The following is a 22,896-nucleotide window of genomic DNA, read 5'->3' as shown; positions in this document are numbered from 1 at the left end:
GACCACCCGCCGCAGCCCGCAGCCAGCCAGCTCAGCCGTCGTCGCCGAGACGCCGCACGACGCCGCCCGACCCACCAGCCGAAGGATCCCCGACGATGCACCTCCTCGACAACACCCTCCGGCCCTACGCCTGGGGCTCGGAGCGGGCCATCGCGGATCTGCTCGGCCGTGAGCCGTCGGGCGGCCCCGAGGCAGAACTTTGGATCGGCGCGCATCCCGACTCCCCTTCGGCCGTCGTCGGCGCGGACGGCTCGCGCCGCGGCCTCGACCACCTCATCGGCGAGGATCCCCGTGCACTGCTGGGCGACGACGTGGCGGACCGGTACGACGGCAGGCTGCCCTTCCTGCTCAAGGTGCTCGCCGCCGGCTCCGCGCTGTCGCTGCAGGTCCACCCGAGCCTCGAGCAGGCAGGCGCAGGGTTCGACGCCGAGGAGGCCGCCGGGATCCCCGCCGACGCGCCCCACCGCAACTACCGCGACCGCAACCACAAGCCGGAGATGATCTACGCACTCTCGCCGTTCGAGGCGCTCTGCGGGTTCCGGCCCCTGCCCGAGTCCGTCGGGATCTTCACCGTGCTCGCCGCCGCCGTCGCGCCGGGCTCACGCTCGCACGACCTCCTCGACGCCGTCTCGGCGCTCCTCGCCACGGGCGGCGAGACGTCGCTCCGCTCGGCGTTCACCACACTCCTCGAAGCGCCCGCGGAGATCGTCCGGGACGTCGCCGCTGCATCCGCCCGCCGGGCGGCCGGCACCGGATCCCCTGCGGAACCTGCAGGCGCGGTGGACCGCGACCTCGCGACGATCGCAGAGCTCTCGGAGCAGTACCCCGGTGACCCGGGCGTGCTCGTCGCCCTGCTGCTCAACCGCGTCTCCCTCCATCCGGGCGAGGCCCTCTACCTCCCGGCAGGGAACATCCACGCCTATCTCAGCGGCCTGGGGATCGAGGTCATGGCGTCGTCGGACAACGTCCTGCGCGGCGGGCTCACCCCCAAGCACGTGGACACCGGCGAGCTCCTCGCCACCGTGGTCTTCGAACCGCTCGCGCCGCCGTCGCTCGTGGCCGAGTTCACGCTGCTCGATCAGGAGCTGTACCGCCCGCCGTTCGACGAGTTCCAGCTCCAGCGGATCCTCCTGACCGATCCCTCGGCAGGTCCGGGAGGACGCTCGGCCGACGGCGCCGATGACGGCTCCGCCACCAGCGCGCTGCCGGCGGGCGAGAGCCTCACCCCCGCGCACGTCCCGGTCGTGCAGAACGGGCCCGTGGTGGTCCTGGCGGTCAGCGGGGCGGTCCTGCTCGACACCCCGAACGCGACGCTCCTCGTGCCCCGGGGCGCCAGCGCCTTCGTTGCCGCCGGCGAGGCCCCCCTGATCGTTCGGCCGGCCGCCGACGCCCACGGGTCGACGGACGGCCCGGTCCTCGCCTTCGCCGTCACGGTCGGGGACAGCCGGGCCCTGTAGGAGCTGCCGGCGGCGGGCCGCGGCGCTCGACCGGGACCGGAGGCGTCAGCCACCCTCGTCGGAGCGGATCCGGCCCAGGGAGGCCTCCGAATGCAGTTCCCCGTCGGATTCCGTGTACCGCTCTCCTGTCTCGGGGCAGGTCCAGAGGTTTCCGTCCGACGTCGTCAGCGGACGCCCGGCCTTCCCGACCCACCCGATCCTGCGCGCGGGCACTCCCGCGACCAGCGCGTGTGCCGGGACGTCACGCGTCACCACGGCACCGGCAGCGACGGTGGCCCATGCCCCGATCGAGATCGGGGCGATACACACCGCCCGGGCTCCGATCGAGGCCCCGTCTCCGATCCTGACCCCGACGGACACCCAGTCCTCGGCGCCCTTGAGGTCGCCTGCGGGGGTGACGGCCCTCGGGAAGGTGTCATTGGTCAGGACCACGGCGGGACCGATGAAGACACCGTCGCCGAGCACCGCCGGCTCGTACACCAGGGCGTAATTCTGGATCTTCGAGTTCCTGCCCACCCGCACGCCCGGCCCTATGTAGGCACCCCTGCCCACGCTGCACCCCTCCCCCAGTCGAGCGCGTTCCCGGATCTGCGCCAGGTGCCAGATGGTGCTTCCGGCTCCGATCTCGGCGTCACCCGCGACATCGGCGGTGTCCTCGATGCGGTTCATGGCCACTCCTTCGTGGTATCGGGCCGGACCTCTTGGCAGGAGGCCCGTCTCCTGCAGGAGCGCCCCTGGGTTCCCGGTGTGCCGAACCCTAGTCCCCGGGATGCGTCCGTACCAGCGGACCGCCGCGGGCGCGGCCGGCCTCCCACCGGCTACCCGGGATCGACAGGGCGGCGCAGGTGCACCGCCGCAGGTCGAGTACCGTCGAGGCGCTCCCTGCGTAGTTACTACTCGTGTGAGCACCTCGGCCCATTCATATGCTTGCCCCACTGCACCATTCGCCCGTACCAAGAGGGGTTGGTATGCGTCAAGCCATACATCGTCGTATGCAGATCGATCGTCACAGGGTAGACCGGTCGCGGGGCGTCGCGCCGAGCCACGGCCGGACGGTGGACCAGTGACCCCGGGCGGGAGGCCCCTGCGGGTCGCCGTGGTCGGCGCAGGCTACTGGGGTCCCAACCTTGCCCGTAACTTCGCATCGAGCGTGGACTGGGACCTGGCCGCCGTCTGCGACCTCGACCTGGCACGTGCCCACCGCGTCGCCGATCCTCTCGGTGGGGTCCGGGCACTCTCGTCCCTGCCCGACCTGCTGTCGTCCGACGTCGATGCCATCGCCATCGCCACGCCCGCACGGACGCATCACCCGATCGCCATGGCGGCGCTCCTCGCGGGAAAGCACGTCCTGGTCGAGAAGCCTCTGGCGGACACGGTGCGGAGCGCGCGCGAGATGGTGGACGCCGCGTCGATGAACTCCCTCGTGCTCATGACGGACCATACGTACTGCTACACGCCTGCGGTCTCGAAGATCCGGGACCTCATCGCCGACGGACGGCTCGGCGACCTGCTGTTCATCGACTCGACCCGCATCAACCTGGGGCTCGTGCAACCCGACGTCGACGTGTTCTGGGATCTCGCTCCGCACGATCTCTCCATCCTCGACTTCATCCTCCCCGGAGGTCTCCACCCGGACGACGTGTCAGCCTTCGGTGGCGACCCCCTGGGTACGGGGAGGTCCTGCCTCGGTCACCTCATGATGCCGCTCCCGAACTCCGTGATGGCGCACGTGCAGGTGAACTGGCTGAGCCCTACCAAGATCAGGCAGGTGGTCATCGGCGGCTCCGAACGGACGCTGGTGTGGGACGACCTCAACCCCCAGCAGCGGCTGAGTGTCTACGACCGCGGTGTCGACCTGGGGCGCGACGCCTCCGGCAGTGGCAGTCGGCGGGTAGCGGCACAGGTCTCCTACCGGCTCGGCGACACGTGGTCTCCCGCCCTTCCCGAACGCGAGGCCCTCGCGGACATGGTCTCCGAGTTCGCTGCGGCGATCCGGGGACGCCGACCGGCACTCACGGACGGCCACGCCGGTCTCCGTGTCCTGTCGGTACTGGAAGCCGCCAGCAGAAGCCTGGCGAACGCCGGTCGCACCGAGCGCCCGGAGCACATGGGACTGGTGGAAGGACGGCCATGACAAGGATCGAAGGAGCAAGGGCACTGGTGACCGGGGGTGCCGGAACGATAGGTTCCACGATCGTCGACCACCTGCTCGAAGCAGGTGCGGATCAGGTCGACGTCCTGGACAACCTCGTCCGCGGCCGGCGGAGCAATCTCGAGGGCGCCCTCGCGACCGGGCGCGTCCGCCTGGTCGAAGGGGACATCCGGGACCGGGATCTCGTCCATGCCCTGACGGCCGCCAAGGATCTGGTATTCCATCAGGCGGCGCTGCGCATCACCCAGTGCGCGGAGGATCCCCGCCTGGCCAATGACGTCCTGGTCAATGGCACGTTCAACGTCGTCGAGGCCGCTGCGTCCACGGGCGTCGGAAAGCTCGTCGCCGCCTCGAGCGCCTCGGTCTACGGCCTGGCCGAGCAGTTCCCCACCGGGGAACGGCACCACCACCACAACAACGACACGTTCTACGGGGCTGCCAAATCGTTCAACGAGGGGATTCTCCGGAGCTTCCGGTCCATGTACGGCCTCGACTACTGCGTCCTGCGCTACTTCAACGTCTACGGCCCGCGCATGGATGTGCACGGCGCGTACACAGAGGTGCTGGTGCGCTGGATGGAACGGATCGACGACGGATTGCCGCCGTTGATCTTCGGGAGCGGCGATCAGACCATGGACTTCGTCTTCACCACGGACATCGCGCGGGCGAACCTCCTCGCCGCCGCCGGAGAGGTCCGGGAGGGCGTCTACAACATCGCGAGCGGGACCGAGACCAGCCTCCTGGAACTCGCACAGTGCCTCCTCCACGTCATGGGCTCGGACCTGAGGGTGGAGCACGGTCCGGAGAGGGCTGTGAATGGCGTGGCGCGGCGACTCGCCGATACGACCGCAGCCCGGACGGACCTGACCTTCACCCCCAGGGTGCAGCTCGTCGAGGGTCTCACGGCACTCGTCGAATGGTGGCGTCCCCTGCGCGAGGAGATTGCTGCCGGGCGGAACCTGGTGGAGGCACGATGAGCCGCATCAACGTCATGACCCCCTGGCTGGGCCAGGAGGAAATAGACGCCGTCACGGAGGTTCTCCACTCCGGGTGGATCGCCCAGGGACCGAGGGTGGCAGCGTTCGAGGGCAGCTTCGCGCGAACGATGCAGGCGGGACACGCCGTCGCCACGTCGAGCTGCACGGCGGCACTCCATCTCGCCCTGGTGGTCGCCGGGATCAGCGACGGCGACGACGTGGTGGTCCCCTCCTTCTCCTTCATCGCGACGGCGAATGCCCCCACGTATGCGGGAGCGCGCTCGGTCTTCGCCGACGTCGACCCGACGACGGGCAACGTCACCGCTGAGACCCTCGAAGCAGTCCTCACGGAGCGCGCGAAGGCGGTGATCGTGGTGGACCAGGGCGGGGTGCCGGTCGACCTCGGTCCCATCCGTGCACTGTGCGACCCCCGGGGGATCACCGTCATCGAGGACGCCGCCTGCGGAGCCGGCGCGACGTACCGCGGCCGCCCCGTCGGGTCAGGGGCGGAACTGGCTGTCTGGTCCTTCCACCCCCGGAAGGTCCTGACGACGGGCGAAGGGGGGATGCTCACCTCGTCCCGCGAGGACTGGGCGACGCGGGCGGCAAGACTCCGGGAACACTCGATGAGTGTCTCGGCCGCTGATCGCCACGCCAGCATCCTCGCGCCGGCCGAGCGGTACGGGGAGATCGGCTACAACTACCGGATGACCGACGTGCAGGCCGCCATCGGGCTCGTCCAGCTCGGCCGCCTGCCCGAGATCGTCCGCCGACGCCGGGAGCTGGCTGCGACCTACACCAAGGCCTTCGACGACCTCGACGGGATCCGGGCCGTCCGCGATCCGGCCTGGGGTACGGGCAATTTCCAGTCCTTCTGGATCGAACTGCTGGACGGTTTCCCTCGGGGCAGGGACGGACTCCTCGAGGATCTCGCCCAGGCGGACATCTCGGCCCGTCGCGGGATCATGGCCGCACACCGGCAGCCTGCCTTCGAAGGCTCCGGGGCCCACCTCCCGGTGACGGACCGCCTGACCGATTCGACGCTCATCCTCCCCCTGTTCCACGGGATGACGGAATCCGACCAGGCGCGCGTCATCGACTGCGTCCGATCAGCATCCCGGAGTACCCGGTGACACGCCTGGTCCTCGTCGCAGGGAGTGGCCTCGCCCGGGAGGTCCTCGCCGTGGTGACCGCCACCGGCTCGCATACCGTCATCGGACTGCTGGACGACGCGCCCCACCTGCAGCACGCGCACCTGCAGGGAGTCCCCGTCCTCGGCACGCTCGACGACGCCGGTTCCTTTCCTGCCGTGCAGTTCCTCGTCTGCATCGGCTCGGGTCGCGGCAGGGAATCCGCCGTGGAACGTCTGCACGCCCAGGGGGTGTCCGGCGACCGGTTCGCCACCGTCATCGATCCGACCGCGCGAATCGGCTCAGGCTCGGTCGTCGGCGCCGGAAGCATCCTCCTCGCCGGGGTGGTTCTCACGGCTTCGGTGACCGTCGGACGCCACGTGGTCGCGATGCCGCAGGTGGTCCTCACGCACGACGACGTCGTCGGCGACTACGCGACGCTTGCTGCGGGCGTCCGCCTCGGGGGCGCCGTGCACGTCGGTGCCGCCGCGTACCTCGGGATGGGCTCGACGGTGCGCCAGCATGTATGCGTCGGACCGGGAAGCACTCTGGGCATGGCCGCCGCACTCCTCGATGACCTTCCCGCCGGTGAGACCTGGGTGGGGGTGCCGGCCAGGCCGCTACGCACCGCGCGGCCGGTGGCACAGTCCGCTCCGTCGTTCCCGGTCGGTGCATCATGAGGGTGCTCGTGTGTCCCCACCAGCTGGGCATGGGCGGGAGCCAGCTCAGCGCCGTCGAACTCGCAGCGGCCGTGCGTCGCCACGGTCACGACGTCCTCGTCTACGCGCCCGACGGTATCCTGGCGCAGCTCGTCGAGGACGCCGGTCTCGAGCGCATCCGCGCCGTTCGGTCCGATCGCGTCAGCTCCGACGCAGTCGCCCGGCTGGCAGACGTGGTGAAGCAGCGCGGGATCGATCTGGTGCATGCTTTCGAGTGGGCGCCCTGCGTCGAGGCCGCCTTCGGGGCGGGCCTGCGCCGCAACACACCGGTGCTCATGTCCGTGATGTCGATGGAGGTCCCGCAGTTCCTGCCCACACACACCCCCATCACCGTCGGCACACCGGCCCTCGCCGCCGAGGAGGGGCGACGACGGCACAGCGTCCACCTGCTCGAACCGCCTGTCGACATGGAACGCAACCGGTCGTCGGATGTCGTCGCCGCCCGTGCGCGGTGGGGCGTCATTCCGGGCGAGCTCGTCATCTCCGTGGTGTCCATGCTCACCACGGAGCTGGAGAAGCTGCAGGGTGTCCTCGCCGTGATCGCCCTGGCGGACCAGCTGGCGGAGCACTACCCCGTCCGGCTGCTCATTGCCGGCGACGGCGAGGGGTACCGCCAGGCGCGCCTGCGCGCGGAACGCGTCAACACACATCACCAGCGGACGGTCGTGCAGATCCTCGGCTACCAGGAGGATCCGGCCCAGGTCTACGACGCCGCCCACGTGGTGATCGGGATGGGTGGGTCGGCGATCAGGGGCATGGCCTTCGGCAAGCCCCTGATCGTGCAGGGTGCAGCGGGCTTCTGGCAGGTTCTGACACCGAGCTCCGCCCGCGGGTTCGTCCAGGACGGCTGGTTCGGTGACGGGGGGCGGGGTGCCCGGGATCTGAAGGACGCGCTGCTCCTCCTGCTCGACTCCCCGACCAGGCGACGGCAGCTCGGATCCTTCGGCAGGATGCTGGTGGAGGACAGGTACGGACTGGATGATGCGGGTCGGAATCTCGCCTCCATCTACGAGGAGGTCGCGGACCGGCATGTGACGCGGAGCGCCGCCCTGCCGTCCCTCACCCGCAGCGCCGTGGAGATGATGCGCTTCCGGCACGTGATGCGGGCCGGGAACGTCGTCCGCCGTGAACGGTGGAGCAGGGCAGGGGTGCAGCTGTGAAGGTGTTCCAGGGTCCGGTCCCGCTGATGGATCTGGCAGCACAGCAGGCGGAGGTCGACGAGGAGATCCAGCTCGGCCTGAAGGAGGTCTTCGCGACCACGTCCTTCATCGGCGGGCCCGCGGTGAGGCAGTTCGAGACCGCCTATGCCGCTTTCACGGGCAGTGCCTACTGCGTCGGCGTGGGCAACGGGACCGAAGCGCTGGAATTGGCGTTGCGAGCCGGCGGGGTGACACGCGGCGGTGAGGTGATCCTGCCCGCCAACACCTTCATCGCCACAGCGGAGGCCGTGTCCCGCATCGGCGCGGTCCCGGTGCTGGTCGACGTCGATCCGCAGCATCAGCTGATGGACCCGGCGCACGTGGAACGGGCTGCCGGGACCAGGACCCAGGCCATCGTCCCGGTCCATCTCTTCGGCCAGATGGCACCCGTGGAACGGCTGACGCCCGTCGCCGAGAGATGGGGTGCCGTCATCGTCGAGGATGCGGCACAGGCCCAGGGTGCCACGCGCTTCGGCCAGGGTGTCGGATCGGGCACGTTCGCGGCCGCGACCAGCTTCTACCCGGGCAAGAATCTCGGCGCGGCCGGCGATGCCGGAGGCGTGACCACCGACAGCGGAGCCACGGCGGACCTGGTGCGCCTGCTGGCCAGCCATGGCAGCCGGGAGAAGTACGTGCACGAGGTCATCGGCATGAACTCCCGCCTCGACACGGTCCAGGCCGTGGTGCTCAATGCCAAACTGCGGCGCCTACGGTACTGGAACGCCCTGCGCGGAGCGGCAGCCGCCTACTACACCGAACTGTTGCACGATGTCCCCGGGCTGGTCCTGCCGCGGACGAGCCCCGGGAACGTCCACGTCTGGCACCTCTACGTCGTCCGGGTGAACCACCGCGACGAGGTGGCGCGCCGTCTCAGGGCGAGGGGGGTCGGCGCCGCCATCCACTACCCCGTCCCGGTCCACCTCACTGCGGCGTACCGGGAGCTGCATCACGTGCGAGGTTCCTTCCCCGAGTCGGAATCCTCGGCAGATCGTATGCTCTCCCTGCCGATGCATCCCCACATCACCCGTGAGCAGCAGGAGTACGTGGTGCACGTCCTGGGCTCGGCACTGGCCGAGGGGTATCGGGCTTCGGCATGACGAGCCGGACGGCACCACCGGCCACGGACGGGACAGGTGCTTCAGGAGCCCTCGGATGGAGCATGCTCAACACCGTGGTGTCCCGCTTCGGCACCTTCGGCATCGGCATCGTGCTCGCACGCGTGCTCGGCCCGGAGGCCTTCGGCACCTTCGCAGTCGCCCTCGTGGCGCTCCTCGCGGTCCTCAGTTTCAACGAACTCGGCGTGAGCCTCGCGATCGTCCGCTGGCGGGGAGACCCGGTGCTCATCGCGTCGACGGTGAATACGATCTCCGTTGCGGGCAGCACGGCGTTCTTCGCGGCGGCCTTCCTGCTGGCGCCCGCCTTCACGCGCGTGATGGGTGATCCCGAGGCCACCGGTGTGGTGCGGCTGCTGATCCTCAGTGTCGTCATCAACGGAGCCGCCGCGACACCGGCGGCCCTCCTGCAGCGTCACTTCCGTGAACGCACCCGCATGGCCATCGACCAGACCAACGTCTGGGTAGGAGCCGCGATCTCGGTGGCACTTGCCCTACTCGGTGCCGGAGCCATGTCCCTGGCGGTAGGGCGGCTGGCCGGATCGCTCATCTCAGCGGTGATGTTCGTCCGGGCCTCCCCCCTGCCCTATCGGTTCGGTCTCGACCGGACGCGGGTCGGAGGGTTGCTGCGCTTCGGGCTTCCACTGGCCGGTACCAGCCTCATCGTGTTCCTCGTCGGATACGCGGACCAACTGACCGCCGGTGCCGTCCTCGGTACCAGCGCGCTCGCCTTCTACGTGATGGCCTTCAATCTGTCCGGGTGGCCCGTGAGTCTCTTCTCGCAGCCGCTCCGCAGGGTGGCTCCGGCGGCCTTCGCGACCCTCCAGGACGATCCGGTGCATCTGCGCGCCGCGCTGCTGGCGATCGTCGGTGCCCTCGCTGCCGTGACGGTGCCCCTCGTGGCCTTCCTGGCCGCCGCCGCGGTGCCACTGGTGGATCTCGTCTACGGAACCGCCTGGGTCCCTACCGCCGCCGCCCTGTCCTGGCTCGTCGCCTCTGCCGTGTGCAGGGTGTTCTACGAGCTGGCCTACGACTATCTGGTGGTGCTCGGGCTGTCAGGGACGGTGTTCTGGATCCAGGCATCCTCCCTGCTGGCCCTTGTGCCGGCTCTCCTGCTCGGAGCCCGGTTCGGGGGCGTCGCAGGGCTTGCCGGGGCACAGGCAGCGGTCTCCGCCCTGGTACTGCTGCCCCTCTATCTCTGGCGTCTGCGGCTCACCGGGGTCAGTCTCCTCGGCATCCTGTCCTGCACGTGGCAACCGATGCTGGCCGGCGGCGCTGCATGGCTCTCCGGGACGGCCCTGGTCGGCGCCGGCCTCCCACCGCTCGTCTCCCTCGCCCTCGGCGGACTGGTGTCCGCCGCACTCTCCGCGGCCCTCCTCCTCCGGCGGCGGGACACCCTGCGGATGCTGCAGGCGATCGGCCGATCCGATGTTTCCCACGGTGATGTGAAGGAGTCCCGACCATCATGAGGATCCTCGTCTACCCCCACAGCATGTCGCTGGGCGGAAGCCAGCTCAACGCCCTGGAACTCGCGGCGGCCGTGCAGGACCTCGGTCACGAGGTGGTGGTGTTCGCTCAGGACGGTCCGCTGGTGTGCCGATGCGCGAGCCTCGGCCTGGAGGTCCTGCCGGCACCCGAGCCCCGCCGGCGTCCCTCACCCGCCGTGGTCAACGCCCTCCTGCACCGGATCGATCGGGTGGGGATGGATGTCCTCCACGGGTACGAGTGGCCCCCTGCCCTCGAGTGCGTCCTGGCCTCGCGCCTCCGGCCGGCGACGCCGGCCGTCGCCACCGTGCTGTCCATGGCCGTCGCTCCCTTCATCCCCCGGCAGGTGCCTCTGCTCGTCGGCACCCGACAGATCGCGGCCGCCGAAACGGCCTTCGGACGCTCGACGGTCGGTCTCATGGAGCCCCCCGTCGACCTGGCCCTGAACAGGCCCGGACTGCAGGTCGGCCAGGATGCCTTCCGCGCCCGATGGTCGATCCAGCCCTCGGTGCCCACGGTCGTCCTCGTCACCCGCCTCGCGCAGGAGCTGAAACTCGAGGGGATCCTGAACGCCATGGACACAGCCGCCGCGCTCTCCGCCATGGTCCCGCTCCAGCTGGTGATTGTCGGCGACGGGCCGGCGGAGGAGGAAGTAGCCCGTCATGCCGGCCTGATCAACCGCTCCACGGGCCGCCGGACGGTGATCCTCACCGGGGCGCTCGACGACCCGAGGCCGGCGTATGCTGTGGCCGACATCGCTCTGGGGATGGGTGGCTCCGCACTACGCGCCATGGCCTTCGGCGCCCCGCTGATCGTGCAGGGCGAGAAGGGCTACTGGAAGCTCCTCTCGGAGGATTCACTCCCGGAATTCCTCTGGCAGGGCTGGTACGGCGTCGGGTCCGCACCGGGCCGTGGGCATGACCTGGGGGCGATCCTCGGGCCTCTCCTGATCGATCCCTCCCTCCGGACGAGGCTGGGTACCTTCGCTCTGTCCACCGTGCAGGAGCACTTCTCCCTCACGCAGGCGGCACGAACGCAGATCCGCTTCTACGAGGAGGCACTCGCCCGCCCCGCGGGTCAAACAGGGTACGACGACGCCGCAGCCGGGGCGCGCTTCCTTCACCACACGGCGGCGCGGTATGCCCGCCGCATGGTCGGGAGGGCGGCGGACGAGGACTTCAACGCGCATCCCGTGGCCGGCCGGGAGGACGCTGCGCCGTCCCCGGTGGCGGGCTGACGCGATGCCGGGCGAGGGCTTTGTCGTGTGGATCGCGGGCACCTCCTGGGACGCGCCCGTGCCCGGGACGGACCGCCGCCTCGCAACCGAGGTGGCTCGGGAGATCCCCGTGCTGTGGGTCGATCCGCCTCGGCCCTGGCGACCGGCAGATGGGAGGAGGACCTATCGGCTGTCCCGCATCACGGAAGGCATGGCTCGGCTCGTGGTCGTCGCACCGCCCGGATTGACGAGACAGGGCGTCCGACGGGTCACCGCAGCGCTGCTGGCGCGAGCGGTACGCGGTGCATTGATCGATCTCGGAAGAACGTCGACGGCAGTGCTCACCTCGTTCCCCCTGGCAATCTTCCCTCGCGGCGTCGCAGGTACACGCGTCCTGTACGTCACCGACGACTGGCTCGGAGGCTCCCGCCAGCTCGGCTTCTCCTTCACCGCGGTCCGCACGACGATGACGCGCAATATGCAGATGGCCGACATCGTCGCCGCTGTCTCTCCCGTTCTCGCAGCGACCCTCGATGCGATGGTAGGCGGTGCACGACCGGATGCGCCGAGGACCAGGGTCCTCGCCAACGGCTGTCCTCGGCAGGACCGGACGGGGTCGCCGGCGCACCGCGCAGCCACAGCCGGCGTCGTCGGCCAGCTCAACGAAAGACTGGACCTGGATGCACTCGAGGCCGTGCGGGACACGGGCGTGGAGATGACCTTGATCGGGCCACGAGTAGAGGCTACCCGTGTCTGTCGGGTGCGCCTGGACGCCCTGCTCCGCTCGTCGAATGTGACCTGGTCCGGGCGCCTCCCGCCCTCACAGGTGGCGTGGCACCTCGATCGGCTCGGCGCCGGACTCACGCCCTATGCCGACACCCCCTTCAACCGGGCGAGCTTCCCCCTGAAGACCCTCGAATACCTCGCCTCCGGCCTCGGTGTGGTGTCCACCGACCTGCCCTCCGTCCGTTGGCTCGCCTCGGATCTGGTGGCCGTGGGGCGAGATCCATCAACGTTCGCCGATCTCGTCACGAAGGCGGTCGCGAACCGGCACGACGGACATCAGGAGCAGCGCAGACGCAACTTTGCCGCTCGACACACCTGGGAAGCACGGGCATCCGAGCTGATGGAGATGATCGAGGCGCCAGCAACCAACAGTGGAATCATCCCCCGAAGACTTTCGGGACATCCAAAGAAAATAGGAGGGCGGCGCGATGGACCAGAAGCTTGATCACCACCCGGCAGGCAGCCGGCCCGACAGCACCAGCCTCGCTATCGTCACCCCAAGCTATGCGCCGGACAGGGAGCTCTGCGGCGACCTCGTTCGATCGGTGCTGCAGTTCTCGCAGGAGAACGTCCACCACCACATCGTTGTTCCGAAGCAGGACCTGGCACTGTTCAGCTCCCTCTCTGGTGACCGGACGACGATCCACTGCGCCGACCACTTCTTGCCGCGGTCGATGCTCCGCGTGCCGCCGATCAATGCCTGGATCAATGTCCGCCACCCCTATCCGCCGGTCCGAGGCTGGATCGCCCAGCAGATCATCAAGCTGTCCCTGGCTTCTTCCCTGCGGGCGGACGTCGTCCTGCTGGTCGACTCCGACATCGTCCTCATCCGACCATTCAGCGGCTCGACCTTCACTCCTTCCGGTTCGGCCTCCCTCTTCAGGGTGGATGCAGGGATTGACGGGTCACTTCCACGACACCGCCTGTGGCACCAGACAGCCAGACGTCTCCTCGGATTGCCGCCGGACGACAGGACGGTACTCCCTGACTACATCTGCTGTCCGTGCGTCTGGGTACCGGACGTCGTGCGGTCGATGCTCACTCGGATCGAACGGGAGACCGGCACGGACTGGGCGACAGCCGTCGGCGCCGAACTGCACTTCTCGGAGATGATCCTTTACGGCGTCTTCATCGAGGAGGTCTTTGGACTCGACGGCATCGACGTGACGGCCGACATGCGTTGCCTCAATCACTACGAGGAGGTCCCACTCGACGCACCAGCACTCGACGACCTGCTCGTCGGCGTGCGCCCAACTGACGTTGCAGTGATGATTTCCGCGAAGTCTCGCACCCTCCTGGCAGACCGACGCCGCGCCCTTCAGCGTTTCTCCGTTGCTGACCGCTAACGCCGTCCCGTCGCTTTGACGCTCCCTTGGTCGTCACCGGTGTCAGAGCCGGTCGGGCCGAGGTACGGCGTCCGATCGACCGCCCTCTCGGACCGTCGCCTGATCGCCTCGCTGGCCATCCCCCGGCCGACGGATACCGCGCCGACCAGCAGCACCGCTCCACCGAGGGCGACCACGATGACCGCCCGCAACCTGCTGGAGAACCGTTCGGTAGCTCGGTCCGGTGGTGCCACGGCAAGAGCCGTGAAGAGATATCGCTGGTCGGCACCGTTGATCGTCTGAAGGGTGAAGAGCTCGTCCTCGAGCATGGCGCCCAGAGCGTTGGTGGTGTCCAGGGACTGTTGAGGGCTGTCTCCGACCCCCGTGATGTCGATGATGAAGCCGTTGCCGCCTACTCCCCGGGCCACCAGGTATTCCGTCCCCAGTCGCGCGTCCTCGAGGGCATCACTCACGGAATCGGCACTCAATCGGGTGATGAGGACGTTCGTCACCAGGCTTGGGTCCGCTGACCTCAGGTAGGGGTTGTCGTCATTGAGTTCCGCAAGCCGGGGATCCGCCACCAGTTCTGCGTCCGTGGGAATCGCCGGATTCACCAAGGCGTAGCTCGCGGTGGCCTCATAGGAGCGAGGACCGAATTGATACACGAAGACACCTGCCCCGAGCGTGACCAGGATGACGGGAAGCACCAGAAGTTTGAACTGCCAGAACGTCCTGATAACGGCTATCGGGTCCATGCGTCTCCTCCGACATCGGAAGCGGACGTCGATCCTGCCAGGAGCCAGACGGCTCCCGAGAGACCGACGAGTACGGGGTAGATCAGCGCGAAGACCGGAAATGACATCGAATCGAAGGTCAGCGAGCAAAGACCTGCAGCAAGTGTCCCGGCGGAGACCGCCCCGGCGAGTACCTTCAGCTGAGGGTTTCCTACCGTCCGAGCGACCATGAGCGCACTGAGGCCAGGGACCAGTAGATAACAGGAGATGCCGACCAGCCCGAGTGTCCCGATAGTCACGAGGCTGTTGAGGTACTGGTTGTCGAGGATGTGGAGTGCGTTGTCCGGCAGATAGTTCCCTGGCCCGGCACCGACGAGCGGACGCTCCTCCACGAGAGCAACCACACGTGGGTAGTTGTTGGTCCTCGTGCTGATGGACGGATCGTCAGCACCGGCCGTGAAGGACGCGAACAGCGTACCGACCAGCCCCGGCATCACGAGGAAGAGACCGGCCAAACCTGTCGGCACGGCGATCATAGCCCAGCGGCGCGCTGCTGATGGCAGGAACGGGAGGAATATCAGGAGCACGATGAGAAGGCCGAGGATGCCGGAACGTGACACGGTGGAGGCGATGGCAAACACCAGGAGTCCGGTTCCCACCCAGTGCAGCCACATCCTCCCTCTGTGGTCGTAGATCGCCCGCCAGATGGAGAGCGGGAGGAGCACGGCGCAGACGACCGACAGCTCGATCGGTGAGAACGTTGTTCCAGCGACTCTGACGAGCCCGCCTCGGAGCTGGAAGGTCGTGTCACCACCGTTGTAGGTGAAGCCCGGCATCGCCTGCTGCAGCCACTGGACGGGATCGATCCCGAACTGGAACTGCACGAGCGCCACCAGGCTGCAGAAGTAGGCCCCCGCGAGGACAGCCCGCACGAGGACGAGGGCGTGGTCGAGGGTCCTGACCGTTTCCGCGACGACCATCACGATCCCCGCGCTCACCAGCAGCAGGATGAGCCAGCGATCGGCGGATGCCCGGCCGGCGACGGTACTGGTGCCGGACCATCCCGAGTACAGGGCGACGTAGGAGGCGAAGGTCGCCAGCAGGAGCACCCCGACGGCCAGGCGCGCCGGATGTCGGGCGGCCAAGGGGTCGTGGAGACCGAACACCGCGGAGGCGAACCAGAGCGCGAGGAGGAGTCCGCCGAGGATCATCGGAACGGTGCCGACAGCGCCAAGGGGGCCGATCACCATGCTCGAGGGGAAGAAGAAGACGCTGAAGGCGAAGATCCGCAGGAGCAGCGGGACCGGGCGGTCGGGACCGCCCGGTCGTGTGACAGCGTCACCGGTTGCTGGTCCTACCGTCGCCTGCTGCTCTCGTCCCGCTCCCATGCCCCCTGCCTTCCTCCTCGTGCGGGTCGGGCCGCGCTCCGTACCAGCACCTGGGCCCGGGCTACCGTCGTGAATGCGACGTAGGCTGCGGTGTCGAGTGCGCTGACGGGTCCGCGGACCGATGTCACGAGAGCGAACAGGGTGCGCCCTGGCGAGGACACGGCGTCGTCCGCCCGCTTGCCACGGTCGTGGAGGTCCTGATGGGCGAGTTCACTGTTACCGCGGTGCACCCTCGTCAGGACGGCGAGCAGGGTCGAGGCTGTGCGTGGCGTCCTGACCCGCACCGGCGGTCCGTTGACGACTGCTTTCTCGCAGGCACCGAAGAGATTGTCGATCAGGAGGTCGTCGGCCGTCACGGCCGGAAAGGTCCCGAAGCGAGCATGACCTGTCTCGCTCACCCCGTAGACACCGGCTCCCCACAGCGCCTTGCTGAAAGCCGGGATCCGCTGGCGGGCCCGGAAATACGCCCTGACGGGAAAGCTCGCGCCGGAGGAGTCGTAGCGGAAGGTCGGTCGGGCTGCCACGGCCTCCCCGGTCGTCAATCGATCGAGGACCAGGCCCAGAGCGGCCGGGGTGACCTCGATGTCCGCGTCGAGGTAGATGCGGGGCCATACCGTGGCCACCTCGTCGGCAGAATTCAGAGCAGCGGTCTTGGAGGCGACCGGGACCTCCGTCACCCGCACACCCTCGAAGCTGCGCGCGATCCCCACGGTCCCATCCGTGCAGCCGTTGCAGGACACGATGAGCTCGATCCGACCGGCGGCCGCGAGCGGCGCCAGCGGCGCCAGCGTCCGGGCCAGGACCGCTTCCTCGTTGTGGGCGGGGATGATGACCGACCCCCGGGGGAAGTCAGCAGACCGGGCGTCCTGCCTCGAGCCCGTCGGTCCGGGCAGAAGATCCCAGCCTTGTTCGTCGATGACGATCGCGAGGACGCCGCGGTGGGCCGGGAGGGTGACGCGCACCATCTCCGAGAGCACCACCACCGCCCTGAACACCGCCGCGTACAGCGGCGGATGGTGCTTGCGGATGTACCTGATCCGGTTGACCGCCAGCAGTGCATTCAATTCCGGCGACGCCCCGGATCCGCCGCGGGAGTGCGTCATCCGGGCAGCAGGTTCGAACCACACTGCGGCTCCCGAGGCTCGGGCCCTCCTGCAGTAGTCCACCTCTTCCGAGTAGAGGAAGAAACGATCGTCCCAGTCGCCGAGCTGCGAGGCCAGGTCGGACCGGACGAGGAGTGCCGCCCCGGTCGCCCAGTCGATGCGGTGCGGGTGACGGTAGCTCTCCGGCTCGGCGTCGATCTCGGCCGTCCGGCCCGGCCTGCCCCGGACCCGGCTGCCCAACAGAGCATCACCCAGCGCGCGGGCGATCGATGGTTCACGGCGGAGTGACGGGTAGATCTCTCCGTCGTCGTCGAGCAGCAGGGGTGCGACGATGCCCGCCCCGGACCGCACCATCCGCGCATACAGGCTGCTGATGGCTCCCGGTCCCACCGTCAGGTCCGGGTTCAGGACGAGGACCGCCGCGCTGTCGCCCGGCACTCGCATCGCAGCGTTGATGCCTGTCGCGTATCCGAGGTTCCCACCGGTCGGGAGCGCGATGACATCGGGGTACGCGGCGAGCACGGCCAGGGTCCCGTCCGTCGAGTCGTTGTCGGCGACCACGACCCGCAGCCGGAGGAGCCGCGCTTCGCGGCGCAGGCTCGCCATGAGGCCCTCGAGCTGCTCCGCACTGTTGTAGGTCACCACCTGGACGACGACGTCGACCGCCTCCCCGGCAGGCGCGAAGGAGCCGTCCGGAGTGCCGCCGATCAGCGGGGACACGGGGACAGCGGCAACTGTCGCATGGGGAGTGGGCTCGGGCACGAAACTGTCGCGGCGCATCCTGAAGTAGCTGGGAGGATCGTCGATGAGGTACCGACGCGCGAGGCGTCGGGGTTCGAGGGCGAGCCTCCATGCCCATTCCAGGCCCCTCGAGCTCGCCCAGCGCGGCGCCCGTCTGATGCCGCCCGCCAGGAAATCCACGACGGCACCGAAGGCCAGCAGGACGTTGGCGCCGGTGAGCTGTCCGTACTCCGCGATCCACAGTTCCTGGCGCGGCTTGCCCAGCCCGACGACGAGCAGTTGCACCTGCGCCTCCCGGATCGACTGCGCGAGATCGCGTGACGCGGCCGGGTCGGCGAGGACGGCGCGGTCCGGCGACCACATGCCGGCGATGACCAGATCGGGGCGTGTCCTGGTGAGGGTCCGGGACAGGAGTCGCTGGATCAGTGCCGACCCTCCGAGGAAACCGACGGTCGTCCCGTCGGCCTCGGCCTGGTCCAGCAGCGGACCGATCAGGTCACTCCCGGCGAGGCGGGGCCACGACCGTCCGGTCAGGCGCTCGGCCTCGGCTGCGAGCGGTGCGCCGTCGACGAGTGTCAGCCACTGGGTGTTCGAGGGTCCGTCGTCCCGGGACAGATCGAGGGTGTCGAACCACCGCCCCTCCGTCCCGAAATGGGCGATATGGTCGAGATTGGCCGAGATGACCGCCAGGGGCCCCTGGATCAGATCAGCGGGAGTGTTGTGCGCATGGGAGGCGATGCGCCGGACGGCGTCCTCCGTGTCCAACAGGTCGATCCGAACGCCACCCAACGTCACACACTGCATTCCGGCCCCTTGGTGAAGAGGACAGACCCCCAGAATCGGTCCGGTCATCTACTACCTGAAGTGGAACCAAATGTAGACCCGAACGCAGGGCTTGACTAGGTGCCCGGCGTCGTCATGATCCGTCGCCGAGGCCGCAGGTATCTCCGCCCACGAGCTCGTAGAGGTGTACGGCGTTGGCATCGGTGAAGACGTCGCGGATCGCGCCGTCCGTCACGGGGACGCTCCGTTCCTCACCGATGACCACAGCGGTGAGCGCACCGCTGCAGGCGACATCGATCGTGACCTCCTGGGCTCCGTCCCCCGTGGAGGCCGCCAGGACGAAGAGGGCGCCGTCATGGAGCTTCGTCGCGAGGTCGACGTCCTGGCTGCTTGCAGCGACCCCGTCGGCGAACGGGGCGTTGAGGACGGGCGCGAGCAGTGCGATCTGGGCGTTGATGCCCTCGACCCAGGGCCGGACGGTGTCCCCGCAGGGTCCCCTCAGCACGTGCTGGGTGGTGCAGTCGCCACCGAAGCTGTGGTTGAAGTACACGATCCCCCGGGCACCATGGATGATGCTGCTCCACACTGCGGCCCTGATCTCCGGCCCCTCGATCGAGCCGCCGGCCGGCTCCTGGAACGGATGCCCCACCTCGACCAGGGCCCAGACCGGGCGGCTGCCTTCAGGTTCCACCAGCTCGCGCATCCGGTCGATCGTCCAGCCGTAGTTGGCTGCGCTGCGGCATTCCTCGGCGGGAAGGGGCTGGCCACCGTTGAGCGCTGCGCCCCCTTCCGACGGGCCGCAGATGAACGGATCCGTGAACCAGTAGTTGTCCGCCGACACCACGTCCTGGAACTCGTTGACGAACCGTCCCGCGTCGCTGTCCGACTGCCAGAAGGTCACGCCCTTGCCGTAGTTCGTGTACACCAGCATGCCGGGCGGCGCCGTCCCGGCGAGGGACTCCTGGACCGTGAAGCCGCAGGACGAGGATGCAGGCACGCAGATGTCACCCTCTCCCGGGTACATGCCGCTCCACGGGGCTGATCCTGCCCCGGCCCACATGTCCGCTTCGTCCGCGAGCATGAACCCGGACGCCCCCGATGCCGTCCAGCCGGTCAGGGCGAAGGAACCCTCCCGCTCCACCTGTCCCAGGTCGGAGTTGGTGGTGAGCCCTGCATAGGTGTTGATGCCCATCTGGCGGTCGAGCTGCACATCGCCCGGCTCGACGACGCTCTCCAGCCACACCGCGACCGGGAAGTACTCGGGGGACGTCGGCAGGGTCGGGGCGAACCCGGCGTAGTAGCCCGGCCCCCCGTCGACCGACCGCAGCCGGGGGCCCTCCACCACCGGTGGTGCCGGCGGGAAGAACCCGCATCCCGCGCATGCCAGAAGGATCACCAGCACGATGCAGACCCGTCGACGCACGACACCTCCCGGATGAGGCCCGGTTCTCTGGGTGCATCCTGCTCCTGCGCGTCCGCGACGTCAATGGATGACACGCGTGGTGGTGCGGAGGTCCCTGCTCCTAGCGCCCGGCCCGGACCTTGCGGACCGCTTCCAGCGCTCGGGACGCCTGGCGCCGCCCCACCTGCATGCCTCGCTTGGCGAGCGGCAGGGCGCGGCTGAAGACGGGGTAGAAGGGCGAGAGCGGCAGGTCCCAGGTGCCCGCGAGCTGGTTCTCGTGACCCGCCCAGCCCATCTTGAACCGGGATACGCCGTCGTTGAGCAGCCCGTTGAAGTCGTAGCGCGTCACGCCGCGGGCCTTCATCGCCTGGATGGCGAACCACTTGAGCGCATAGTTGGCGCGGAGCCGCTCCCCCTCGTCGGTCATGCCGCCGTAGAGCTCGAAGCTCGTCGTGGAGCTCGCGGAGATCCAGAGGAACGCGACGACGTCCTCGCCCCGGAACGCGGCGTAGACCGGCGAGGCGTCGCCGAGGTTGTCGAAGATGTCCAGATAGTAGGAGTCCTCGTGGATGCCGAAGCCGGCGCGCTGTGCGGTCAGCCGGTAGACGTCGAGGCAGGCACCGAGCTCGCCGCGGCCGACCCGCCGGATGTCGAGGCCCTCGCGCCCGGACTTCCGGATGTACTGCCGGTGCTTCTTGGACATCCCGGCCAGCAGCTCGTCCTCGGTGTGCGACAGGTCGAGGATCAGGGTGCGCCCGATGAGGATGGTGTTGGTGCTGCTTCTCCACCCTGCGGCGGCCAGGCCACGCATCACCTCGCTGTCGGCGTCCCAGTCCGGTTCCACGGAGAGCGCCACGGACCGGTGCGCGGCACGGACGTATCCCGCCACGGCCTGGAGCACCTCCACCCCCCGCCCCTCGGCCGTCGCCGGGCCGCGGGGGATGTACGCGAGGCTGTGCAGCGGCCCGGGCAGCTTCTTCAGGACCAGCTGCGCCGCAGCGATCACCTCGCCGCCCTCGGCGACGAGCACGCGGTCCGCGCTCCACCCGTGCGCCGCCTTGGTCCGGCCCCATCCCCACAGCTGCTGCGGGTGTCCCCCGAGGCGGTCGACGGTGGCGTCCCAGAGATCGGGGTCGGAGCAGGGCGTGACGGAAAGGCTCATCCGATCAGCCTATAGCGGCGCGGCGGCGTAGTCGGCCCGGCCCGGGGGCCGCGCCTCAGTCCCTGACGCGGGCGTAGGTCTCCCACTTGTGCGCCTGGTGCTCGCCGTCCACCACGCGGATGGTCCCGGACTTCGAGCGCATGACCATCGACTGCGTCAGCACCTTGTCCTTGCTGTAGCGCACCCCGCGCAGCAGGTCGCCGTCGGTGATACCCGTGGCGGCGAAGTAACAGTTGTCACTCGTGACGAGGTCGTTGGTGGACAGCACACGGTCCAGGTCGTGGCCGGCGTCGAGCGCCTTCTGCTTCTCGTCATCGCTGGTGGGCCAGAGCCGGCCCTGGATGACGCCGCCCAGGGACTTGATGGCGCAGGCCGCGACGATGCCCTCGGGCGTGCCGCCGATCCCCATCAGGGCGTCGACGTCGGTGCCCTCCCGGGCCGCAGCGATGGCGCCGGCGACGTCGCCATCCATGATGAACTTCGTCCGCGCCCCCGCAGCGCGGATCTCCTCGACGAGGGGCTTGTGCCGGTCGCGGTCCAGGATCATGACGTTGAGCTGGCTGACCTTCTTGTTGTTCGCCTTCGCGATGAGATGCAGGTTCTGCTTGACCGGCAGGCGCAGGTCCACCATGTCGGCCGCCTCCGGACCCGTCACGAGCTTCTCCATGTAGAAGACCGCCGAGGGATCGAACATGGAGCCCCGCTCGGCCACGGCGAGGACCGCGAGCGCGTTGTTGATGCCGAGCGCCGTCAGGCGGGTGCCGTCGATCGGGTCGACGGCGACGTCGCACTCCGGCCCGCTGCCGTCCCCGACGCGTTCGCCGTTGAACAGCATCGGCGCCTCGTCCTTCTCGCCCTCGCCGATGACGACGATCCCGTTGAAGTGCACGGTCTGCAGGAGGGAGCGCATGGCGTCCACGGCGGCGCCGTCGGCCAGGTTCTTGTCGCCGAAGCCCACCCAGTGCCCACCGGCGATGGCGGCGGCCTCCGTGACGCGGACGAGTTCGAGGGCGAGGTTCCGGTCCGGTTCGTCGTCCCCGACCGCCAGGGCCGGTGACAGCGTCGAATACTGGGCATTGGTCGCGTTCTGGGACACGTCTATCCTCATCGTCGAAGGTGGCTCGGCAGCGCGCAGGCGTGCCTGTTCCGTGGTGCCATCATAGGCGGGCCCCGTGCCTCCCACCCTGTGACGGTGGATACGTGCACCTCGGGACGCGGCGGCCGGTTAGGCGGGGCGCTCCGCATCAGCGAAAATGGATCGGTGAGCACTCAGGGCGGGGAACGGGACATCACCGGGGCCGGGAACGGTCCGGTCGAGGGACAGGACGGCGCCGGCGACCGTGCGCGGCGGGCGGCCGACGAGGCGCGCCTCGAGGCGGAGCTGAACGACGACGCACCGCCCATCACCCTCACCCCGAACCAGGCCAAGCGTGCCAGCTCGTCCGCGCGCGGGATGCTGATCGCCACGGGCGCGACCATCGCCGTCGTGCTCCCCGTCTACTTCCTCAACCCGACGTACACGGCCGAGACCTACAAGCGGGACATCGATGTGAGCACGATCGCCCGCCAGGCCGCCGGGGACGCCGGCTATCTGCCGGCCTCTCCTGATCTCCCCGAGGGCTGGTCCTCCAACTACGCGCGCTGGGTCACCGGCAGGAGCGACGGCGTCGACTTCTGGGAGGTCGGCTTCCTGACCTCCGACACGGGGTTCATCCAGCTCACCCAGACGGACGATGCCAACCCGACATGGACCGCCCAGCGGATCGGCGACGCCCAGGTCTCGGGCACCCGGACCATCGGTGGACTCGACTGGGAGCTGCTCGACGCCCCCAACGGCGACAGCGTGCTGACCTCGGAGATCGACGGGTCCACCGTCATCCTCAACGGCGAGGCGTCGCTCACGGAGTTCGACACCATGGGCGAGGCCGTGATCGACGACGTGCGGCGGAATGCCGTCGAGGAGGCCGAACGGCTGTCATCTTCGGACTCGGACGGGTCCTGAGCGCACCGCCTCGAGGGGCGGAC

At 69.1% G+C, this 22,896-nt stretch carries 19 protein-coding genes; 12 read left to right on the top strand and 7 right to left on the bottom strand.

Going from position 1 to position 22,896, the window contains the following annotated elements:
• Positions 1–95: 95 nt before the first annotated feature.
• Entirely contained in the window at positions 96–1,457 is a 1,362-nt protein-coding gene (gene manA / locus ASF21_RS09920; protein ID WP_055770214.1) for a mannose-6-phosphate isomerase, class I, read from the top strand.
• Positions 1,458–1,502: 45 nt separating this feature from the next.
• Here manA and ASF21_RS09915 read toward each other — a convergent pair whose 3' ends face one another.
• Positions 1,503–2,126: an acyltransferase gene (locus ASF21_RS09915; protein ID WP_055770212.1), complete on the bottom strand. Its 624-nt coding sequence runs from the start codon at positions 2,124–2,126 to the stop codon at positions 1,503–1,505.
• Positions 2,127–2,520: 394 nt separating this feature from the next.
• Here ASF21_RS09915 and ASF21_RS09910 point away from each other — a divergent pair, with 394 nt between their 5' ends.
• The 10 genes from ASF21_RS09910 to ASF21_RS09865 all read left to right on the top strand — a co-directional run bounded on the left by ASF21_RS09910 (position 2,521) and on the right by ASF21_RS09865 (position 13,579).
• Entirely contained in the window at positions 2,521–3,591 is a 1,071-nt protein-coding gene (locus ASF21_RS09910) for a Gfo/Idh/MocA family protein (RefSeq protein ID WP_055770209.1), read from the top strand.
• On the top strand, positions 3,588–4,586 hold the full coding sequence (locus tag ASF21_RS09905) for an NAD-dependent epimerase/dehydratase family protein (protein WP_055770207.1): 999 nt from the start codon (positions 3,588–3,590) through the stop codon (positions 4,584–4,586). The genes ASF21_RS09910 and ASF21_RS09905 overlap by 4 nt, the downstream gene beginning before the upstream one ends.
• The gene (locus tag ASF21_RS09900) at positions 4,583–5,719 is read left to right on the top strand and encodes a DegT/DnrJ/EryC1/StrS family aminotransferase (RefSeq protein WP_055770205.1); all 1,137 of its coding nucleotides are present in this window, start codon (positions 4,583–4,585) and stop codon (positions 5,717–5,719) included. The genes ASF21_RS09905 and ASF21_RS09900 overlap by 4 nt, the downstream gene beginning before the upstream one ends.
• A complete protein-coding gene (locus tag ASF21_RS09895) occupies positions 5,716–6,396 on the top strand; it encodes a NeuD/PglB/VioB family sugar acetyltransferase (RefSeq protein WP_055770204.1) in 681 nt (226 codons plus the stop codon). The genes ASF21_RS09900 and ASF21_RS09895 overlap by 4 nt, the downstream gene beginning before the upstream one ends.
• Positions 6,393–7,595 (top strand): glycosyltransferase, encoded by a 1,203-nt coding sequence (locus ASF21_RS09890; protein WP_082471423.1) that lies wholly within the window; start codon positions 6,393–6,395, stop codon positions 7,593–7,595. Before ASF21_RS09895 ends, ASF21_RS09890 begins: the two co-directional genes overlap by 4 nt.
• A gap of 26 nt (positions 7,596–7,621) precedes the next feature.
• The gene (locus ASF21_RS09885) at positions 7,622–8,731 is read left to right on the top strand and encodes a DegT/DnrJ/EryC1/StrS family aminotransferase (protein WP_055770802.1); all 1,110 of its coding nucleotides are present in this window, start codon (positions 7,622–7,624) and stop codon (positions 8,729–8,731) included.
• Positions 8,732–8,793: 62 nt separating this feature from the next.
• Positions 8,794–10,215, top strand: coding sequence for an oligosaccharide flippase family protein (locus tag ASF21_RS09880; RefSeq protein WP_055770199.1), 1,422 nt, complete (start codon positions 8,794–8,796; stop codon positions 10,213–10,215).
• Positions 10,212–11,468: a glycosyltransferase gene (locus ASF21_RS09875; RefSeq protein WP_055770195.1), complete on the top strand. Its 1,257-nt coding sequence runs from the start codon at positions 10,212–10,214 to the stop codon at positions 11,466–11,468. The genes ASF21_RS09880 and ASF21_RS09875 overlap by 4 nt, the downstream gene beginning before the upstream one ends.
• A gap of 316 nt (positions 11,469–11,784) precedes the next feature.
• Entirely contained in the window at positions 11,785–12,678 is an 894-nt protein-coding gene (locus tag ASF21_RS09870) for a glycosyltransferase (protein ID WP_162237529.1), read from the top strand.
• Positions 12,662–13,579 (top strand): DUF6492 family protein, encoded by a 918-nt coding sequence (locus ASF21_RS09865; protein WP_055770189.1) that lies wholly within the window; start codon positions 12,662–12,664, stop codon positions 13,577–13,579. Before ASF21_RS09870 ends, ASF21_RS09865 begins: the two co-directional genes overlap by 17 nt.
• Here the strand turns inward: ASF21_RS09865 and ASF21_RS09860 are convergent.
• From ASF21_RS09860 to glpX, 6 genes are all read right to left on the bottom strand, one after another.
• On the bottom strand, positions 13,576–14,313 hold the full coding sequence (locus ASF21_RS09860) for a hypothetical protein (protein WP_055770186.1): 738 nt from the start codon (positions 14,311–14,313) through the stop codon (positions 13,576–13,578). The two genes, ASF21_RS09865 and ASF21_RS09860, sit on opposite strands and share 4 nt — an antisense overlap.
• Positions 14,301–15,680 carry an O-antigen ligase family protein gene (locus tag ASF21_RS09855; RefSeq protein WP_055770182.1) on the bottom strand — a complete coding sequence of 460 codons (1,380 nt, stop codon included), beginning with the start codon at positions 15,678–15,680 and terminating at the stop codon, positions 14,301–14,303. The genes ASF21_RS09860 and ASF21_RS09855 overlap by 13 nt, the downstream gene beginning before the upstream one ends.
• A complete protein-coding gene (locus tag ASF21_RS16490; RefSeq protein ID WP_162237528.1) occupies positions 15,647–18,289 on the bottom strand; it encodes a WecB/TagA/CpsF family glycosyltransferase in 2,643 nt (880 codons plus the stop codon). The genes ASF21_RS09855 and ASF21_RS16490 overlap by 34 nt, the downstream gene beginning before the upstream one ends.
• Positions 18,290–18,440: 151 nt before the next feature.
• Positions 18,441–19,703: a hypothetical protein gene (locus ASF21_RS09845; protein WP_235498743.1), complete on the bottom strand. Its 1,263-nt coding sequence runs from the start codon at positions 19,701–19,703 to the stop codon at positions 18,441–18,443.
• A gap of 127 nt (positions 19,704–19,830) precedes the next feature.
• Positions 19,831–20,871 carry a lipid II:glycine glycyltransferase FemX gene (locus ASF21_RS09840; protein WP_055770179.1) on the bottom strand — a complete coding sequence of 347 codons (1,041 nt, stop codon included), beginning with the start codon at positions 20,869–20,871 and terminating at the stop codon, positions 19,831–19,833.
• A 55-nt stretch (positions 20,872–20,926) separates the two neighbouring features.
• Entirely contained in the window at positions 20,927–21,979 is a 1,053-nt protein-coding gene (gene glpX / locus ASF21_RS09835; RefSeq protein WP_055770177.1) for a class II fructose-bisphosphatase, read from the bottom strand.
• A 153-nt stretch (positions 21,980–22,132) separates the two neighbouring features.
• Between glpX and ASF21_RS09830 the strand changes: the two genes are divergently transcribed.
• Positions 22,133–22,873: a DUF4245 domain-containing protein gene (locus tag ASF21_RS09830; protein ID WP_235498742.1), complete on the top strand. Its 741-nt coding sequence runs from the start codon at positions 22,133–22,135 to the stop codon at positions 22,871–22,873.
• Positions 22,874–22,896: the final 23 nt, after the last annotated feature.

The sequence above is a fragment of the Arthrobacter sp. Leaf234 genome (assembly GCF_001422665.1).
Classification (GTDB): Bacteria; Actinomycetota; Actinomycetes; order Actinomycetales; family Micrococcaceae; genus Arthrobacter_D.
This window is presented reverse-complemented; position numbering and strand designations above follow the sequence as displayed.

Coding starts and splice junctions, on each gene's coding strand:
- ASF21_RS09885 (WP_055770802.1), top strand. CDS start 7,622: ATGGATCTGGCAGCACAGCAGGCGGAGGTCGACGAGGAGATCCAGCTC.
- ASF21_RS09880 (WP_055770199.1), top strand. CDS start 8,794: ATGCTCAACACCGTGGTGTCCCGCTTCGGCACCTTCGGCATCGGCATC.
- ASF21_RS09905 (WP_055770207.1), top strand. CDS start 3,588: ATGACAAGGATCGAAGGAGCAAGGGCACTGGTGACCGGGGGTGCCGGA.
- ASF21_RS09875 (WP_055770195.1), top strand. CDS start 10,212: ATGAGGATCCTCGTCTACCCCCACAGCATGTCGCTGGGCGGAAGCCAG.
- ASF21_RS09855 (WP_055770182.1), bottom strand. CDS start 15,680: ATGGGAGCGGGACGAGAGCAGCAGGCGACGGTAGGACCAGCAACCGGT.
- ASF21_RS09865 (WP_055770189.1), top strand. CDS start 12,662: ATGGACCAGAAGCTTGATCACCACCCGGCAGGCAGCCGGCCCGACAGC.
- ASF21_RS09915 (WP_055770212.1), bottom strand. CDS start 2,126: ATGAACCGCATCGAGGACACCGCCGATGTCGCGGGTGACGCCGAGATC.
- glpX (WP_055770177.1), bottom strand. CDS start 21,979: ATGAGGATAGACGTGTCCCAGAACGCGACCAATGCCCAGTATTCGACG.
- ASF21_RS09840 (WP_055770179.1), bottom strand. CDS start 20,871: ATGAGCCTTTCCGTCACGCCCTGCTCCGACCCCGATCTCTGGGACGCC.
- ASF21_RS09900 (WP_055770205.1), top strand. CDS start 4,583: ATGAGCCGCATCAACGTCATGACCCCCTGGCTGGGCCAGGAGGAAATA.
- ASF21_RS09890 (WP_082471423.1), top strand. CDS start 6,393: ATGAGGGTGCTCGTGTGTCCCCACCAGCTGGGCATGGGCGGGAGCCAG.
- manA (WP_055770214.1), top strand. CDS start 96: ATGCACCTCCTCGACAACACCCTCCGGCCCTACGCCTGGGGCTCGGAG.
- ASF21_RS09860 (WP_055770186.1), bottom strand. CDS start 14,313: ATGGACCCGATAGCCGTTATCAGGACGTTCTGGCAGTTCAAACTTCTG.